At 69.7% G+C, this 17,427-nt stretch carries 13 protein-coding genes; 6 read left to right on the top strand and 7 right to left on the bottom strand.

The annotated features are described in order from the left end of the window. Positions 1–32: 32 nt before the first annotated feature. Positions 33–3,266, bottom strand: a complete 3,234-nt coding sequence (cysC, locus tag A3CE_RS59550; protein WP_020639532.1) for an adenylyl-sulfate kinase — start codon at positions 3,264–3,266, stop codon at positions 33–35. A gap of 157 nt (positions 3,267–3,423) precedes the next feature. On the opposite strand from cysC, the gene rfbA reads away from it, so the two are divergent. Together rfbA and A3CE_RS50420 are read left to right on the top strand one after the other, a co-directional pair. Then, a complete protein-coding gene (gene rfbA / locus A3CE_RS0107900) occupies positions 3,424–4,305 on the top strand; it encodes a glucose-1-phosphate thymidylyltransferase RfbA (RefSeq protein ID WP_026468268.1) in 882 nt (293 codons plus the stop codon). A 474-nt stretch (positions 4,306–4,779) separates the two neighbouring features. Then, complete coding sequence (locus A3CE_RS50420) at positions 4,780–6,639, top strand: AfsR/SARP family transcriptional regulator (protein WP_169523949.1); 1,860 nt, start codon at positions 4,780–4,782, stop codon at positions 6,637–6,639. A 42-nt stretch (positions 6,640–6,681) separates the two neighbouring features. Here A3CE_RS50420 and A3CE_RS0107910 read toward each other — a convergent pair whose 3' ends face one another. From A3CE_RS0107910 to A3CE_RS50425, 4 genes are all read right to left on the bottom strand, one after another. Next, positions 6,682–7,437, bottom strand: coding sequence for an FkbM family methyltransferase (locus A3CE_RS0107910; protein ID WP_125591702.1), 756 nt, complete (start codon positions 7,435–7,437; stop codon positions 6,682–6,684). Between the two features lie 167 nt (positions 7,438–7,604). Continuing rightward, positions 7,605–8,723, bottom strand: a complete 1,119-nt coding sequence (locus A3CE_RS0107915; protein ID WP_020639536.1) for a serine hydrolase domain-containing protein — start codon at positions 8,721–8,723, stop codon at positions 7,605–7,607. Next, entirely contained in the window at positions 8,716–9,714 is a 999-nt protein-coding gene (locus A3CE_RS0107920; protein ID WP_020639537.1) for an aldo/keto reductase, read from the bottom strand. The genes A3CE_RS0107915 and A3CE_RS0107920 overlap by 8 nt, the downstream gene beginning before the upstream one ends. 8 nt (positions 9,715–9,722) lie before the next feature. Further along, a complete protein-coding gene (locus A3CE_RS50425; RefSeq protein WP_020639538.1) occupies positions 9,723–10,967 on the bottom strand; it encodes a sulfotransferase family protein in 1,245 nt (414 codons plus the stop codon). A 200-nt stretch (positions 10,968–11,167) separates the two neighbouring features. On the opposite strand from A3CE_RS50425, the gene A3CE_RS0107930 reads away from it, so the two are divergent. From A3CE_RS0107930 to A3CE_RS0107940, 3 genes are all read left to right on the top strand, one after another. Beyond that, the gene (locus A3CE_RS0107930; RefSeq protein ID WP_026468270.1) at positions 11,168–13,576 is read left to right on the top strand and encodes a PEP/pyruvate-binding domain-containing protein; all 2,409 of its coding nucleotides are present in this window, start codon (positions 11,168–11,170) and stop codon (positions 13,574–13,576) included. 123 nt (positions 13,577–13,699) lie between these two features. Then, positions 13,700–14,776, top strand: coding sequence for a sensor histidine kinase (locus A3CE_RS0107935; RefSeq protein WP_020639540.1), 1,077 nt, complete (start codon positions 13,700–13,702; stop codon positions 14,774–14,776). Continuing rightward, the gene (locus tag A3CE_RS0107940; RefSeq protein WP_020639541.1) at positions 14,773–15,375 is read left to right on the top strand and encodes a response regulator transcription factor; all 603 of its coding nucleotides are present in this window, start codon (positions 14,773–14,775) and stop codon (positions 15,373–15,375) included. The genes A3CE_RS0107935 and A3CE_RS0107940 overlap by 4 nt, the downstream gene beginning before the upstream one ends. Here the strand turns inward: A3CE_RS0107940 and A3CE_RS0107945 are convergent. Both A3CE_RS0107945 and A3CE_RS0107950 read right to left on the bottom strand, forming a co-directional pair. Next, positions 15,372–15,707: a hypothetical protein gene (locus tag A3CE_RS0107945; protein ID WP_020639542.1), complete on the bottom strand. Its 336-nt coding sequence runs from the start codon at positions 15,705–15,707 to the stop codon at positions 15,372–15,374. The genes A3CE_RS0107940 and A3CE_RS0107945 overlap by 4 nt on opposite strands. Before the next feature lie 172 nt (positions 15,708–15,879). After that, a complete protein-coding gene (locus tag A3CE_RS0107950; protein ID WP_026468271.1) occupies positions 15,880–17,019 on the bottom strand; it encodes a cytochrome P450 in 1,140 nt (379 codons plus the stop codon). 152 nt (positions 17,020–17,171) lie between these two features. On the opposite strand from A3CE_RS0107950, the gene A3CE_RS0107955 reads away from it, so the two are divergent. Beyond that, entirely contained in the window at positions 17,172–17,420 is a 249-nt protein-coding gene (locus A3CE_RS0107955; RefSeq protein WP_020639544.1) for an acyl carrier protein, read from the top strand. Positions 17,421–17,427: the final 7 nt, after the last annotated feature.

Genomic DNA, 17,427 nt, shown 5'->3' on the forward strand with positions numbered 1-17,427 from the left:
CCCGGGACGCGTCCGTCACCGCAGCGAAACAGTCAACTCGGCTCTCCGTCCAATACCTTGGTCGCCACGAGATACCGGAAGATCGTGTCCGCCGCCTCGGCGGCCGACTGCACCGACGTGTCTATCCTGATCGCAGGAGCAGCTGGTGGCTCGTAGGGCGAATCGATGCCGGTGAACTCCTTGATCTCGCCTCGGCGCGCCTTGCGGTAGAGGCCTTTCGGGTCGCGGGCCTCGGCGACGGCCAGCGGGGTGTCGACGAAGACCTCACAGAACTCGTCCTCGGCGACGAGACCGCGGGCCAGCTCGCGCTCGGCGGCGAACGGCGAGATGAACGACACCAGCACGACCAGCCCCGCGTCGGCCATCAGTGCGGCGACCTCGGCGACCCGGCGGATGTTCTCCTGCCGGTCGGCGTCGCCGAAGCCGAGGTCACGGTTGAGGCCGTGGCGGACGTTGTCGCCGTCGAGCAGGTAGGTGCGTACTCCGTGCGCGTGCAGGCGGGTCTCGAGCAGGTCGGCGATGGTCGACTTCCCCGCACCGGACAGACCGGTGAACCACACGACACCGGGCCGGTGCCGGTTGAGCGCGGTCCGCGCGGCCTTTCCGACGGTCGTGTGCTGCCACCGCAGCCCGGCCGCCACCGGCACGCCGAGGCCCGCGAGCCGCGTCCGGTCCAAGGGCGACGGCGGGCGCCGATCGAGCCGGGCGGTGAGTACGGCCGCCGCGTCCCGGTTGCGCCCGGCGGCGGCGAGCGCCCGGACGAACGTGTCCTCGATGATCTCGCGCTGCGCCGCGCTGCCGCCGAGCCGGGCGGCCAGCGGACGGGCGGAGCCGAGCTGGGCCACCGCGTCGTCCCAGCGCTGCTCGACGACCGCGGCCAGGCCCGCGCACAACGGCGCGACCACCCGCTCGAACACCTCCGATCCGTGGCGGGCGGCGAAGGTGTGCAGCGCCTGCAGCCGTTCGGTGTCCTTCGCGGCGGCCAGGGCGATCGCCGCGTGCATGGCGGCGAACGGAGTGGGCGGGCGCGTGAGCCACTCTTCCGGTGACGCGGCGAGCGCGGCCGCCGCGCCCCGGCGCTCGTCCCGGCCACGCGTCATCTCGCAGCGCCACAGCAGCGACGCCGAGTCGACCAGTGCCCGCGGCCCGCGCACGGTGGGCGGTGCGAGGTCCCGTTCATACCGCAACGCGACGGCGGCGTCGTCACCCAGCATCAGCTCGTGGAGTGCGGCATGCCAGGAGAAATGCGCACGGCCCTGGCTGTCCTCGCCCCAGTCGGCGATCCAGCTGTCGAGCCATTCGAGACCCTCGGTGTGCTCACCGGTCTCGTAGAACACGTGCGTGCGCGCGTGGACAGCGTGCGCGGACGCGGGTTCGGCCGCGAGCGCACGGGCCGCCAGCTGCTCGGCCTCGGCCCAGCGCTCCTGCTCCTGGCGGACGAAGGCGAGCTGGCCGTGGTACCACCAGTCGTCACCGTAGTCCCCGGCCAGGCTCTCGACCAGCGACCAGGTCTCGCGGTCGCTGGTGAGACCGCCGAAGGCGATGGTCGGCACGGCAGCGTTCACCGCGAACGCATCGCGCGGATACGCGGCGATGTGCCGCAGCAGTGCGCGTGCCCCCGAACGCAGGTCGTGCGCGCGGGCCGCGACGGCGGCGACGAAACTGCGTTCGCGGGCGTCCGCGCCACGCACCGCTTCGCGGGCGGCGCGAAGGTGCCTGCCGACATCCACCTGGCCACCTCCTTCGAGCCCGAGCAGTCCGAGTGCGGCGTGTCCCAGCGCGAAACCCGGATCGGCCTCGGTCGCGGCCACGAAACGCTCGAGCGCGTGGTGCTGTCCACGCAGGACTCGTTCGACGCCGTCGGTGAACGCCGCCGCTGCCTCGCGGGTGGTGCTCAGCGTGAGGCCGTAGCGGTCGCGGGGCCGATGCCGGGTCGCGGTCCGCGCGGCGAGGAACTTCCCCACAGCGTCGGCCACGCCCCCGGCCTGATCCCGGATTTCCGGCACCGCGGTGGACTCCCACAGCGTGCCGACGCGGGACGCGCCGAGTGTCCACAACGGACTCAAATCTCCGTCGCGGCCCAGCACCCGGCCTTCGCGATCGGTGCCGAGTCCGAGCCCGTGCGGCCCGGGGGTCGCCAGGCCGGCGCTCAGCAGCGCGGCGACCAGCGGGTCACCGGCCGCACGCAGATCCAGCTGCGGGCCGGTGCAGTTCACGACCGTGCCGACGCGCAGGCAGGCGCCCGTCGACAACTCGGCACACACGGCGTCGCCGTCCGGGGAGACGCCGGTGACTTCGCCCCGGTGCAGGTGCAGCCGGCCCGCGCGGCGCAGCTCGCGGATCCGCTCGGCCGCGGCGGGGGCCATGCGATGACGGTAGATGTTCCAGAACCGGGCGTAGTCTCCGAGGAACCGTTCGCGGTCGGCGTGGGACAGCCCCTGCCAGAGCCGGCCGGCCACGCCGCGCAAGCCGTCGACGGCCGCCCGGCGGTCGCGCCCGGCGGACGCGGCTCGCCACAACTCGTCGAGGCCGTCCGCCGGGTCGAGCCCGGTCAGGTCGGGCGGCTCGACCCGCCGGTCGTGTGCCCGGGGCAGCAGGCCGGTGCGCGAAACCGCGTGGATTGTCTGATGTGGACGGTCGAGCTGCAGCGCGACGTCCACCGCCGTGAGGCCGGTGCCGACGAGGAGAACATCGCCGTCCACGCCCTCGGTGGCCTGGAAGCCGTCAGCCCAAGGATCGGCGACGAAGGCCGGCGACGTGCGCAAGGACTCCGGTACCCAGTTTCGTCCTGGCGCGGCGAAGCCGGTCGCGAGCACGACGACCGCGGCCCGCAGTTCCGCGCCTGAACCGAGCCGTAGGAGCAGCCCGCCGGGCGCCCGGTCGATGGCGGCGACGCGCTCGTGCACCCGGCGTACTGGGACCCGGCTCCGGGCCACGGCCGTGGTGAACCGCTCGGCGAGATAGTCCCCATAGCAGCCGCGCGGCAGGAACTCGCCCGGGTCGACGGCGCGGCCGAGGGTTGCCGCAGCCCAGCGCACGAAGTCGTCGGGATCCGTGGCATCGGTGCTCAGCCGACCGGCCGGGGCGTTCAGGAGGTGGGCGGGCTCGGACGTCGCGTAGGCGACCCCACGGCCGGTGTCCGCGGCCGGGTCCACGACCACGATCTCGTGCCCGTGGGACACGGCCGACAGCCGCTGCACCGTCAGCACCCCGGCCGCTCCGGCTCCGACGACGACGATCGACCGGGAGTCCGCCGTGGTTTTCATTTCCCTCACCTCCGGATCCGCACCAACGCGGTCGGCACAGCGTGACCGCACGCGCTGGGAACCGGCTGAAGCGCACCACGAGCCGGTTCAGCAGGCTGCGAGCGGTGCAGGTGAGACTTGCCCGGTTCGATCTGAGCTGCACAGAGTGGAGACGGCCGTGAAAGGCATCGTCCTGGCCGGTGGAAACGGGACCCGGTTGTACCCGATCACCCAGGCCACGTCCAAGCAACTGCTGCCCGTGTACGACAAACCGATGGTCTACTACCCGCTGTCGGTGCTGATGCTGGCCGGGATCACCGAGATCCTGCTCATCTCGACGCCGGCGGACCAGCCGAATTTCCGGCGTCTGCTGGGCAGCGGCTCCCAGTGGGGCCTGGAGCTCACGTTCGCCACCCAGCCGCAGCCCAACGGGCTTGCCGAGGCGTTCGTGATCGGGCGTGACTTCGTCGGCGACGACCGCGTAGCGCTGGTACTGGGCGACAACATCTTCTACGGGCCCGGCTTCTCCGTGACACTGCGGCGCGCGATGGCACAGCTTGACGGCTGCGTGCTATTCGGCTACGCCGTGAAGAACCCCGAGCACTACGGCGTCGGCGAGTTCGATGCGGCGGGCCGGCTCGTTTCGCTGATGGAGAAGCCCGTGAAACCCAGGTCCGACAAGGCGATCACCGGGCTCTACCTGTACGGCAACGACGTTCTCGACATCGCGGCCGAGCTCACCCCGTCGGTGCGGGGCGAACTGGAGATCACCGACGTGAACCGGGAGTACCTCCGCCAGGGCCGCGCGCAGGTGATCGACCTCGGCCGGGGTTTCGCGTGGCTGGACACCGGCACCCACGACTCCCTGTTGGAAGCGAGCCAGTTCGTACGGGTGCTGGAGAACCGGACCGGCGTGCGGATCGCCTGTCTCGAGGAGATCGCGCTGCGGATGGGCTTCATCAGCGCCGGGGAATGTCACGCACTCGGCGAGAAGCTCGCCAAGTCGGCCTACGGCGATTACGTGCGGGAAGTGGCCGTGGCCGCGGGAGGGGCGGCGTGAGCAACCGCGTGACACGGGCGACGCGGCATGTCACGCCGGCTGACATGCCGGCGTGACCCGAGGAACACAAGGGTCAGGAAAGTTCGGTCCGCCCGACCGCCTCAGCGGAAGACAATCGATCCGGCGACGGCAAGGATCTCGACAGGAAACGCATTCTCCCGGGCCGATCGAGACGGAATCCGGAGATCTGCATCTAATGGGTTCGGCCATTCCGCGGCGGGGGATCCGCGGCCGGACACCCGATGCCCACGTCTTCGCGCACCGGCATCTTCGACACTGGTTCACCTTGGTGCATATGGGTGGTTGTTTACCGTCGAACCACGGTAGACTGATCTTTCCGAGGACGGACCAGGCCTATACTGAAGATCGTTGCCTGTCGTGGTTGTCCGAATATTGCCTCTTGGGGGGGACAGTATGAGTGATGGCGTTTTCGTGTCAGTAATGGGTTCACTCGTGCTGCGAAACGGTGAGCGCGTGTTGACGCCGAGCGCACCCAAGTTGCGAAGCCTGCTGGCCCTACTCGCCTTGCGCAGCAACTACGTCGTGAGCACGGGAACGCTGATGGAAGAGCTGTGGGGGAATAACCCGCCGGTGTCCGCGCTCGCCACTCTTCAGACCTACATCTATCAGCTGCGCCGGGTGCTGGCCGAGTGCAGTCCGGGCAGGCAGATCCTCCAGACCAAGCCGCTCGGCTACGTGATCAGCCTCGATCGGGACGAGCTGGACTGGAACGTGTTCCAGGACCACGTCAAGGACGGCCGGGCCGCACTGGACCGGGGTGGCGCGGAGGCCGCGTCAATGGCGCTCAGTCGTGCGCTGGCGCTGTCAAGCGGGAACCCGCTGGGCGACGTGGATGCCGGACAGGTGCTGGCCGCCCACGTCAACGAGCTGGCGGAGAACAAGCTGCAGGCCCTCGAGTTGCGCATCGAGGCGGATCTGATGCTCGGCCGGGCCAGGGACCTGGTCGTCGAGCTGAAGACGCTGATCGCCGAGCACCCGTTCCACGAGGTTTTCTACACCAAGCTCATGCTCAGCCTGGAGCGCTCCGGCCGCCGGGCCGAGGCCCTGGACGTCTACCACCAGTTGCGCAGAACCCTGGTGAACGAGCTGGGCATCGAACCATCCGCCCGAACCCACCAGTTCCAGGCCCAGCTGCTGGCCGCATACGAAGACCCCCACCGCGACTCGACCGCGGACAACGCGCCGATCGCCGTCGTCACTCCCCGGTTCCCCCGGCCCGCGCAGCTGCCTGCCGACCTACCCGACTTCGTCGGGCGTGCGGACACTGTGGACACCCTGTGCGAGCTGTCCTTGGGTACCGATCGCACGACGTCGGCCCGGTTGCTGCACGTCAACGGGATGATCGGGATCGGCAAGAGCGCGCTGGCCCTGCACGTCGCGCACCGCGTCCGGGACCGGTTCGCCGACGGGCAGTTCCACGCCGACCTGCGCGGCAGCACCGACCAGCCGGCCGACCCGTCCGCCGTGCTCGGCCACTTCCTGCACGCCACCGGTCTCACCGATGCCGAACTGCCGCAGGACCTGGACGAACGTGCCCAGATGTTCCGCAGCTGGACAGCGGATCGCACGGTGCTCGTGGTGTTCGACGACGTTGCCTCCGGGGCACAGATCCGGCCGCTGCTGCCCGGCGGCAGCCGGTGCACCGTCCTGGTCACCAGCTGTGGGTGGCTGCCCGGATTGGACGGCGCCAAGGTGATCGAGCTCGACCCGCTGGAGGTGGAGTCCTGCGTCGAGATGCTCGCCGCCATGCTCGGCTGGCGCCGCGTCGAGGAGGAAGAGGACATGGCGCGCAGCATCGCCGCGCTCTGCGGCCGGCTCCCCCTCGCGATCCGGGCGATCGGCACCAAGCTCGCCGCCGCGCCCAACTACCCGCTGCGTAAGGTCGTCCGGCGCCTGTCCGACGAACGACGGCTGCTGCGCGAGCTGCGGACGCACGAGTGGACACTGGAAACCCGGCTGGCCCGGGAGCGCGCCCGGCTCTCGCCGCAGGCCGCCCGGCTGCTGGAATCCATCGCCCGCCGGAGCACCGATCCGTACGTCGACCCCGGCAAGGCCGCCGCTCTGGCCGACCTCGAACTGTTCACCACCGAACTGCTGCTCGAGGAGCTGGTCCGGACGCGTTTCCTGCGTACGGTCGACCTGGACGGATACGGCGCGGGCGGATTCGTCATCCCGCCGGTGATCAGGTCGTTCGTGCTCCAGCTTCCGCACGAGCAGACCGTGGCGCCACGGCAGCCGCCGGAGGGCACGACGATCAACGACGAAGCATGGGATTTCGAGCTGCTGGCCCGCAACGGTTACCCAGGGCAGTGACCGCGGGTGGCCGCCGGGCGCAGCCGGCGGCCACCTGCGGGGTCACAGCGTGTCGGCGTCGATCCGTGAGAACACCAGGTCCGCCTGGCCGGTGACCGGCTCGCGGACCCGCTGCGGCGGGCGTCCCGGGACCAGGTACGACGACGGCCGGTAGCTGTTCACCAGCCGGTACGGGTGAAACCCGAGATCGGTCAGCAGCCCGGTGGTCGCCGCGACCGTCCGGCCCTGACGGGCCAGCATGGCCTCGTTCACCTCGACCACGATCGCCAGATCGGGACGGGTCCGGTCCAGCACCGGCACGAGCCCGCTCAGCGCGTCGTACTCGCCGCCCTCGATGTCGACCTTGATCACGCGGGCCGCGCCCAGCTCGGCGGCGGTGAGCAGAGCGGACAGCGGTTTCGCGGCCGCCTGGAACACCGGGTCCCCCGCGGGGACGCTGGTGGTCACGCTGTGGATCCCTTTTTTCGGCTCGTAAAAGGTCAGCACGCACTCGCTCGCCGCGACCGCGCTGGTCACCTGCCGTACGTTCCCGACCTGGTTGGCGGCCAGATTGCCGCGCAGTTCCGAACCCGCGGCCGGGGAGCACTCGATGGCCACGACCGACCCCGTGTGCCCGACGATCCGGGCGGCGAGCAGGCTGAAATAGCCGATGTTCGCACCGACGTCGACGAAAACGTCCCCGGGCCGGAGGACTCCGGTCAGCCAGGCGGTCAGGCTGGGTTCCCAGACGCCGAACTGATACAAATATCGCTGCACGATGTCCCGGGTGTCCAGCATCATCCGCACGCCATTGCCCACGGTCGCGACGCGAATGACCGGATTAGTACGCAACGCCCGATTCAGGTAGCTGTCGACAATCCATGCCTTTCCCAGTCTTCCCGGCACGAATCGGACATAGCCGCGGGCGATTCCGGCGAGGGACGGCGGTATCGGCACGTGCCGGCACCCCTTTCGTGAGAACTTCTTCACCGGAATTCCGACAGCTTCCCGTCCGGCACGTGCAAGGCGGCGAAGCAGGTTGTCACCGCTTTGTCCACGGCGGCGAGGAAGGCGGCGACCGCGGCCGGGTCGGAGCGGTCCACCGCGCCCCGGTTCGCCGAGAGCACCATCCGGGCCGAGCCGTCCGGCACACCGTAGGTGAAACACAGGAACCCCGGGACACTGCCGAAATGGCCGATGCCGAACCGGCCCGGACCGAATTCCTTGCGGAACAGGCCGATGCCGACGCCGTCGCCGTCGGGTGGGACGAAGGCGAGCATCTCGGCCAGCTGCGGCGGCGCCAGCAGCCGGCCGGTCAGCAGCGCGGAGACGAAGGTGTCCAGGTCCGCGGTAGTGGAGACGATCGAGCCTGCCGCCCCGTACCAGGACGGGTGGGCCTCGGTGACGTCGGCGACCGTCAGGTCTCCGTGGTCACGATAGGCGACGTAGCCATGGGCATGGGGACCGGGAATGCGCGGGCCGGACGGGACCAGCGTGCTCGCCATCCCGAGTGGTCGCGTGATCCGCCGGCGGATCTGGTCCGCGTACGACGTTCCGGTGATCTTCTCGATGACCAGCTGTGCCAGCAGGTAGTTGGTGTTGCTGTAGAAGAACCCCCGGCCGGGCTCGAACCGCGGCCCGCGGGCCAGGGCGAAGCGGATCAGCTCTGCCGGTTCGTAGCCGGTCGTGAGCTTCCGGATGTACTCCGGGCCGATCGGCGGGAAGATGCCGGGATCACCGGCGCCGTCGGGCCGGTGGTCCCCGGAGTAGTCGGCCAGCCCGCTCAGATGCATGAGGGCGTACCGGACGGTGATCGCCCCGTCGAGATCGAAATCGGGCAGGTAACGGCCGACCGGGGCGTCCAGGCCCAGCTCGCCCTCGGCGGCCAGCATGAGTGCGACGGCCGCGACGAACGGCTTGGTGACGCTGCCGATCCTGAACCGGCCCTCGCCGGGCACACCCTCCGGCCGGCCGAGCCGGGCGAGCCCCGCACTGCCGGTCCAGTCGCCGAGTCCGTCGTGCACCCGGACCTGCACGCCGGCGGCTCCGGCCACGACCAGGGCCGACATGGCGCGGCGCAGGGCCGCGCGGTCGTCGTCACTCACGACCGGCCGAAACCCATTGGAGGTCACGAGAACGCGAGCCGGAGACCGCGTCCGCGATCCGGTCGAGCGCGCCGAGCTGCTCCGGCGACAACCGGACCGCCACCGATGCGAGGTTTTCGGCCACCCGAGCCGGGAACCTGGTGCTCACCACCGGTACCACGGGGAGCCCGAACTCGGCTCCCTTCCCGATCAGCCACGCGAGACTCACCTGGGCCTGGGTGGCGCCGGCCGCCGCGGCCACCGCGGCGATACCCGCCACGGCGGCGAGGTTGGCCGGCAGATTGTGGTCGTGGTATCGCGGCATCAGCGTCCGGCGAAGGTCGTCCTGGTCCAGGGAAGAGGCGGTGACCGTACCTGCCAGAAACCCCCGGCCGAGCGGTGAATACGGCACGAAGCCGATCCCGAGTTCCGCCGCGGCGGGCACGACGTTGGCCTCGACGTCCCGGCTCCAGACACTCCATTCCGACTGCACCGCGGCAATCGGGTGCACCGCGCACGCGCGCCGGAGTTCTGCCGCGGTCACCTCGCACAAACCGAGATGGGCCACCTTGCCCGCCCGGACCAGTTCCGCCATCGCGCCGACGGTTTCCTCGATCGGCACGGCCGGATCGGGCCGGTGCAAGTAGTACAGGTCGATCCGGTCCGTCGCCAGCCTGGTGAGGCTGGCGTCGGCACATTCGAGAACGTAGGCCCGGTCACCCCGGGCCTGCCGCCGCCGGGCCATCAGGTCGCCGGTGATGCCGAACTTGGTCGCCACCGTGACCTCGCCGCGCCGGTCCGCCAGCAGCCGGCCGACCAGCTGCTCGTTGCCGCCGTGGCCGTAGACGTCGGCCGTGTCCAAGAAGGTGACACCCGCATCGACCGCGGCGTGCAGGGTTGCCAGTGCGGCCTTCGCGTCCACCTGCGCTTCACTGGTGCGGTAAACGGACATGGTGGTCCCGAGGGCGATCGGGCTGGTCCGCAGACCGTCGCCGAGATGTAGTGCCTCCACGGTCGTCCTCACGCCTCGGCGGGGACGCCGAAGCGTTCCCGGTAGTCCGCTGACCGCTCCTGGATCCGGGCCTGGTCGAGCCCGAGGCCGGCCGCGTCGTAGCGGACCCGGCCGTGCCGGTGCGGATGCCGTCGTGCCCGGATGGCGTTCATCGCTTCCCTTGTCTCGGCGGTCAGCGGTATTCCGGCCTTCGCGTATATTTCACCGACCACGCCGTCGGTGTCGTCGCGGATACGGGAGAACTGGACGTCGACGATGCGCTCCTCGTCGACGTACGCGCGATCCCGCGCACAACATTCGACCATCCCGAGAACGCGTTCGGTCCAGTAGCCGGCGGTGCGCACCGGATCCACCTTGTTCGTGATCAGCCGCTGACCGTAGGCCAGCAGCGTGCTCATCGACGGGATCACCACGGCGGGGTCGCGATGCGTGCACACCACTGTGGCACCGGGGAAAGCGGTGGCCAGCGGCCGCAGCTGAGCCATGTGCTGGATGGTCTTCAGCACCCACGGGCCGCCGCCGCGCCGCCAGTGCAGCGCACGCAGGACTCGTGCCAGGTACTCGTAGGCCGGTGTCTGGTCGGTGGCCAGGAACCATTCGCCGTAGCTCGGCAGCGGTGCGCCCTGGATCTGGAAGAGGATCGACGAAAAGCTCAACCCCAGCAACGCGAGTTCCTCGATCGACGCACCCTCGTCGACATCGATCATCTTCTTCAGCAACGGCAGGTTCTCGTCCAGTATCCGCTGCTGTTCCGCCTGGGCCGGATCGTCGGCGACGGACGCCGCGGCCGGTTCCGGCGGACCTTCCGCCTCGCCCTTGGCGAGCCTGCGCAGCCGGGCATCCGAGCCGAGCAGGTTGTGCAGGAACGTCGTTCCGGAACGCGGCAGGCCGGCGATCACGATGGGCGGGTCCAGGGGCCGGTGCTCGATCTCCGGGTGCTCCTTGATCAGCTGCTCGACCCGCAGCCGTCCGCACAGCAGGCGGTGGAGCTGGAGCCGCAGGGTCACCGCACCGAGCGGGCTGAGGTCGCCCTCCGCGTGCAGTGCGCGGCAAAGCACCTCGAGCGGAGTGCGGAACCAGTCCGAGCCGAAGTCGGTGAGTCCGGTCTGTTCGACGGCCGCGGTGAGCAGGCGCTCCGGGTCGATTGCGGAAAACTGGTCCCGCCTGCCGATTCGCTCGCATATCGCGCGCATCTCGTCACTCAGCTGCGGATCGGCCAGATCGGCGACTTCCGTGAAACTCGAACTGGTCATGAACAAGCCCTCCCGGCTGGTTCGGGATACCGGAGCAGCTTCCCGCCGGGCACTGTGGAATCACTGTGGCGCCGGGATCGAGCGAGCCTCTAGCCGGTGGCCGCCGCGGATATCGGCGCCGGACGAGAGTCGTTGTGCGTGGTAGAATCGGCGTTCCGTACGTGGGGGCATATCGCGAGCAATCAGAAGGACGGATCCGGATGGATTACGTATTGCCACTGTCCGACATCGCCCTGGATGACGTGCCGGAGGTCGGAATGAAAGCCGCGGTGCTGGGCGACCTGCGCCGTGGCGGTTTCCGCGTACCGGACGGGTTCGCGGTGACCACAGCGGCACTGCACGACGCGCTCGGTGCGGCGGAACCGGGAACGGCGGTCACCGAGCTGCCATTCCCGGCGGGACTCCCCGAACAGGTCGCCGCCGCGTTGGAGAAACTCGGAGATGTCCCGGTCGCGGTGCGCTCTTCCGGAGTGTCCGAGGATCTCGCCGGACGTTCCTTCGCCGGAATGTACGAGTCGTACCTGAATGTCTTCGGCGCGGCGGATGTACTCGCCGCGGTGCGCGATTGCTGGGCCTCCGGGTCGTCCGAGCGGATCACCCGGTACCACCAGGATTTCACCGACCACCCGGCGCGGGTGGCGGTGCTCGTCCAGGTCATGGTGCCCGCCACCGCGGCAGGCGTCGCCTTCAGCGTCAACCCGGTCACCGGGCAGCGCGACGAGATCTCGGTCAGCGCAGTCACCGGCCTTGGCGACCGGCTGATGTCCGGGGAAGCCACCGCGGACGAATGGACCGTGCGCTCCGGCGCGGTGACCCGGATTTCCGGTGACGGCACGGTGCTCGACGCGTCCGACGTGCTGAGGGTGGCGGACGTCGTCGCGCAAGTCGCCGAACACGCGGGCGGCCCGCAGGACATGGAGTGGGCGATCGCGGACGGCGAGATCAACGTACTGCAGGCGCGGCCGATCACCGGCTTGTCGGCGGCGGAACAGATCCCCGTCGACGACGAGGTGCCCGAAGGGTTCTGGGTGCAGGCACCGAACGCGAACGCGCCGTCGGTACCCATGCAGCAGTCGGTGTTCCTGCCCGTGTTCGACGCGTCGATCAGCAACATCTTCCGGTACACCACCGGGGGCCGGGCGGCGGCGCGGATGATCAACGGGCGCGTGTACCTGTCCACCCTCGTCGACTCGCCGGACGAGCAGGTCCGTGGACTGGAGCAGGCCGGTGCCCGGGTCGCCGCGGGCGAGCCGCTGGCCGTGATCCGCCGGTGGAACAACGAGTTGAAGGGTTCCTTCGGGGACCGGATCCGCGCGTTCCGCTCGACCGATCTCCGATCGTTGGACGACGACGGCTTCGACCGGTACTTCCGTGACCTGGTGGCGATGTTCGCCGAGTTGCACGACGTGTACTTCACCCTGGCCTGCGCCGGAATCGTGGCCATGGGCGAGCTGGGGCTGGCCGGCCAGGAGCTTCTCGGCTTCGGTCCGGACCAGACCTTCGCCATGGTCGGCGGGCCTGACGGCGACCACGTTCCGGCCACCACCGGGCTCAGTGACCTGGCCAGGATCGCCGCCGCCAACCCGGAACTGCGCACCCGGCTGGCGGACGGGACGGTCGACGAAGCCCGGTTGGCCGAAGTGGACGGTGAGTTCGCCGACGCGTTCGCCCGGTACGTCAGCGCGTACGGGCACCGGACGATCGGGTTCGACATCACCGAGCCCACCCTGGCCGAGTATCCCGGGACGCTGCTGAACCTGGTCACCGCGCAGCTGGACCGCCCGGACGAGGTGGCCAAGCGCAAGCAGGACCTCGCAGCTGCCCGGGAAGCCGTCCTCGCCAAGGCCCGGGCGCGGCTCGCCGGCCAGGCCGACCGCGAGCGGTTCGAGCGCGCCCTCGGTCAAGCCGAGGAAGGTTCCGCGTTGCGCGACGAGAAGGTGTTCTACGCGGTGTCCGCGTGGGCCCTGTTCCGCTACGCCACGCAGGAAATCGGCCGTCGGTTGCACGCGGCCGGCCTGGTCGACCGCGACGACGACGGGTTCTACGTCGGCCTGGACGAAGGACTGGCCGCGCTGCACGAGAGCACGGACCTGCGGGAGGCTGTCCGGCTGGGACGCGGGCGCCACAACTGGGCGCTGGCCAATCCCGGCCCGAAGTTCCACGGCCAGTATGGCATGCCACCGAGCATCGAAGGAATTACGCTTTCTGCTGCGGCACAGCATGTCCGTGCACTGAGCAGCTGGTCGATGACGCTGCAGGCGCCCCCGGCGGCGGCGAAGGACGGCGAGGGCCTGGCCGGCCTGGCCGCCTCGGCTGGGCGCTACACCGGCCCGGTGCGCGTGATCAACGGCATCGGCGAGTTCGGCAAGCTGCGCGACGGGGATGTGCTGGTGTGCAAGGAGACGACCGCGCAATGGTCGATCCTCTTCGTCATGGTCGGCGCCCTGGTGACCGACCAGGGCAGCCTGCTGTCGCACCCGGCGATCATCGCCCGGGAGTACGGCGTGCCCGCGGTGGTGGCCACCGGAACGGCCACCACGGAATTGCACGACGGCCAGCTGGTGACGGTGGACGGATCCTCCGGACGAGTGATCCCCGTGACCACTTGACGTCCTTGACGTCCTTGACGTGCGGCGATACCGGTGCACTGTGGGTAGAGTGGCCCGGTGCGTAGCGGAAAGCGCCGGCGCGACGCCGGTTCGTCCGGCCGATGGCCGGCTCGGCTCAGGCCGATGGCGCGGTCGGGCAATCCTCATCCGGGTGGACTGTTCATCCTGTTACCCGTACTGCTTCTGCCGGCGTACGCCGCGACGGACAGCCCTGCCGGCGATGTTCCCCTCGATGTCATCGCGCTCGGCGTCTTCGCCGCGCTCTTCACGGTCAGCCAGTGGCTCACTCCGGCGCACCCGCTTGCCCTGCGGCTGGGACTGGCCGCGGCACTCGCGGGCGTGGCCGCGTCGGGCATGTGGGCGTTGAACCGTGCCTGGCTGGCGGCCGCGGTGCTGACCGCGGTCGCCTGCGCGAACCTGTTGCCGCTGATGTTCGGCGCGATACTCGGCGTCGCCGCGACGGCCGGGCTGACCGCGGTGACCGATGGCAAGCTGATCGACGTGGTGATGGTGGTGGCGGGTGGCGCTATCGCCCTCCTTCGCGGCCGGCTGCTTGTGGAGATCGGCCGGTCGCGTGCCAACCGCCAGGCCTACGCCACGGCCGCGGTCGAGAACGAGCGGCTGCGGTTCGCGCGGGACCTGCACGACCTGCTCGGGCACAGCCTGGTCACCATGATGGCCAAGGCCGAACTGGCCGAGCGGCTGGCCGCGGTGGACCCGGCCCGGGCCGCGGCCGCGGCGCGGGACGTGCGGGAAGTCGGCCGAACCGCGGTGACAGAGGTCCAGCGGGTGGTGACCGGCTACCGGTCCACCTCGTTGGCCGAGGAGATCGAACACGCACGGCGCAGCCTCGAGCCACTGCAAGTCGAAATCACGGTGTCGATACCGGACCGGACGTGGCAGACCGGGATCGACACCGTGCTGGCCTGGGGAGTCCGGGAGGCCGTGGCCAACGTGCTGCGGCACTCCAACGCGAACCGGTGCGCGATCACCGTCACTGTCGAACGCCGGTCGATCCGGCTCGACGTGGTCAACGACGACAGTGGTGGAACCCTGGTCGACATCGGCAGTTCCGGCGGGCACGGACTGGTCGGCCTGCGAGAACGAGCCGCGGAACTGGGCGGGCGGCTGACGGCCGGGCCGCGTCAGGGTGGCGGCTACCGGTTCACCATGGAGCTGCCGATCGAGGAGCGCGCATGATGCGGATCGCCATCATCGAGGACCAGGCGATGCTGCGGTCGGCCATCGTCGCCCTGCTGGAGCTGGAGCCCGACCTCACGGTCGTCGCCGAGCGTGGCGGCGGCGAGGACCTCGCCACGGTGCTGGCCGCCGAGCCGGATGTGCTGCTGCTGGACATCGAGATGTCCGGACGCAGCGGACTGGACGTCGCGGAGTTCCTTCAGCAGCAGGACAACCCGCCCATGGTCGTCATGCTGACCACCTTCAAGCGGCCCGGCTACATTCGCCGGGCACTCGAAGCCGGCGCGCGGGCGTACCTGACCAAGGACGCGCCGGTCAGCGACATCGCCGCGGCGATTCGCCGGGTGGCTGCCGGGGAGATGCTGATCACCGGCGACCAGGTGAAGCTCGCGATGGCTACCGGCGCCAACCCGCTCAGCAAACGAGAGCGTGATGTGCTGCGCACGTCGCAGAGGTACGACACGATCGCGGAAATCGCGGCCGAACTCCACCTGTCGACGAGCACGGTGAGCAACTACATCTCCGAAGCCATCGCCAAGACCGATTCGCGCAACCGGATTCAGGCAATCCGGATCGCGCGGGAAAATGGCTGGCTCTAACGCCTCCGGGCGACAGCGGCGTAGCCGACGTACAAGACGGCAAGGGCCATGACCAGCGCGAAGTACAGGTAGCCGGTGCCGCCGGCGGCGAGGCTGCCGACGAAGGTCGCGAGGACCACCACGACCACGACCGCGGCGAGCACACCCAGGGTGGTCCGGACCCCGGAGGCCGAGCCGGATCGGCCAGCGGGCGGACGCGGCGCAGGCAGCGTGGCCACGGTCACGGCGCACACCACCATCGCCCCGGCCGTCCACAGGCCCAGGACGAGCCGGCCGCCGACGAGCGAAGCGACCAGCGACACGACGCCGAACCCGACGAAGAATGCCGGCATCGTCCACCTCGACGGCTTTTTCACCAACGGGTCACCATTCGTTGACATCATTGTCTCCACGTTATTGTCGCCGGGGTTGCCGATGCGAAGCCGGAGCGTTTCGCGAGCATACCACGACAGTGTTCCTCGCGATTGACGAGACAATTTCCGGCTCGGCGAAATACACGGCCGCTTACCAGCGCACCGGCACTTCGAGGAATCCCTGGGTGAACGCGTCGGTGGAGCGACGCAGCCGGCCAACCGGCACCGCGAGAGCCAGTCCCGGAAATCTGGTGAGCAACTCGCTCAGGACGATCTCCAGTTCCGCGCGGGCGAGCGCCGCGCCGACACAGAAATGCTGGCCCACGCTGAACGTGAGCTGTTGCGGCCCCTGCCGGGAGAGGTCCAGGTCGCGGTCGGCGAACACCGCGGGATCGTGGTTGGCCGACTCCAGCGCCGGCACCACGCTGCGCCCCCTGGGCAGCACGACCCCGTCCAGATCGACGTCCTCGGTGAGGTAGCGCAGCATGGACAGCGACGTCCCGACTACCTGGCCGCGCAGCAGTTCCTCCACCGCGTCCGGCATCCGGTCCGGGTTGGCCCGCAACCAGGCGAGCCGGTCGGGACGAGTGAGCAGCAGCACGACCGCGCTGGCCACCTGGTTGGCCGTGGTCTCGTAGCCGGCCAGCAACAGGATCGTGGACCACCAGACCAGCTCGGTGGCGCTGAGCCGGCCGTCGTCCTCGTCGTGTACCGTGATCAACTCGCTGATCAGGTCGTCGCCGGGTGCCGCGCGCTTGCGCTCGATCAGCTCGCGCATGTAGTCCCACGGCGGTGTCTTGGCGCCCTGGAAGCGGCCACGATCCTCTTGCGGCACCCCGAGCAGCTCGCATGCCACCCGGATGGCCACCGGGAATCCCAGGTGGGTGTTGATGTCCGCGGGGGGCCCGGCCGCGGCCAGTTCGTCCAGCTGCTCGCCGACGATCGTCCGGATCCGGGGACGCAGCGCGGTCACCCGGGACGGCACGAACGCCTTGGCGACCAGCCGGCGCATGCGGGTGTGGGCCGGCGGGTCCATGTCCACCTGGCTCTGGAACGCCTTGGTCTTGTGCACCGTCATCCGCGCGATGTCCGGGCGATTGCGGTTCTTGCTCACCGTCGGGTTCAGCAGGACAGCGCGGATGTCCTCGTATCGGGTCAGCAGCAACGCGTTGTCCCCGCTCGGCAGTTCCACTTCGATCACCCGTTGTTCGTGCAGGTGCTCGAACTCCTTGGGCTGCTCGATCGGCGACGGCCAGCTGAACGGGTATTTCGGCATCGGGCAACCGGCCATGGGTTCCTCCCCCGGTGACGTCGTGAAAGCCGCGCGTCCCGACCTTCGGCGCCGGCGCTCGGGACGCGGTCGAAGCCTGCGTTCCTAGCGAGTCTCTACTGGACGGCACGACGCTGGAAGCTCGTACCCGCTGTCGTGTGGAGGAACAAGTCATGACTGAGTTCACGGTTGCGGATTTCAAGAAGATCGTCCAGAACGCACTGGGGCCCGAGGAAGCGGCCGCCGTTGGACCGGACACACTGGACACCGCACTGTGCGAGCTGGGCATCGACTCGCTCGGAATTCTGGAGATCGTCAACCAGATCCGAGGTACGTACGCCGCCGAGATAGTCGACCACACCGTCGACGAAAACACCACGCCGCGGGCCACCATCGAACTGGTGCGTTCGCTGCTCCCCTGAGGAGATC

The sequence above is a fragment of the Amycolatopsis balhimycina FH 1894 genome (assembly GCF_000384295.1).
GTDB classification, from domain to species: Bacteria; Actinomycetota; Actinomycetes; order Mycobacteriales; family Pseudonocardiaceae; genus Amycolatopsis; species Amycolatopsis balhimycina.

Excerpts from the sequence above, each read along its gene's own strand:
- A3CE_RS0107945 (WP_020639542.1), bottom strand. The coding sequence starts at position 15,707 with ATGCCGGCATTCTTCGTCGGGTTCGGCGTCGTGTCGCTGGTCGCTTCG.
- A3CE_RS0107935 (WP_020639540.1), top strand. The coding sequence starts at position 13,700 with ATGGCGCGGTCGGGCAATCCTCATCCGGGTGGACTGTTCATCCTGTTA.
- A3CE_RS0107955 (WP_020639544.1), top strand. The coding sequence starts at position 17,172 with ATGACTGAGTTCACGGTTGCGGATTTCAAGAAGATCGTCCAGAACGCA.
- A3CE_RS0107930 (WP_026468270.1), top strand. The coding sequence starts at position 11,168 with ATGGATTACGTATTGCCACTGTCCGACATCGCCCTGGATGACGTGCCG.
- cysC (WP_020639532.1), bottom strand. The coding sequence starts at position 3,266 with ATGAAAACCACGGCGGACTCCCGGTCGATCGTCGTCGTCGGAGCCGGA.
- A3CE_RS0107940 (WP_020639541.1), top strand. The coding sequence starts at position 14,773 with ATGATGCGGATCGCCATCATCGAGGACCAGGCGATGCTGCGGTCGGCC.
- A3CE_RS0107950 (WP_026468271.1), bottom strand. The coding sequence starts at position 17,019 with ATGGCCGGTTGCCCGATGCCGAAATACCCGTTCAGCTGGCCGTCGCCG.
- A3CE_RS50425 (WP_020639538.1), bottom strand. The coding sequence starts at position 10,967 with ATGACCAGTTCGAGTTTCACGGAAGTCGCCGATCTGGCCGATCCGCAG.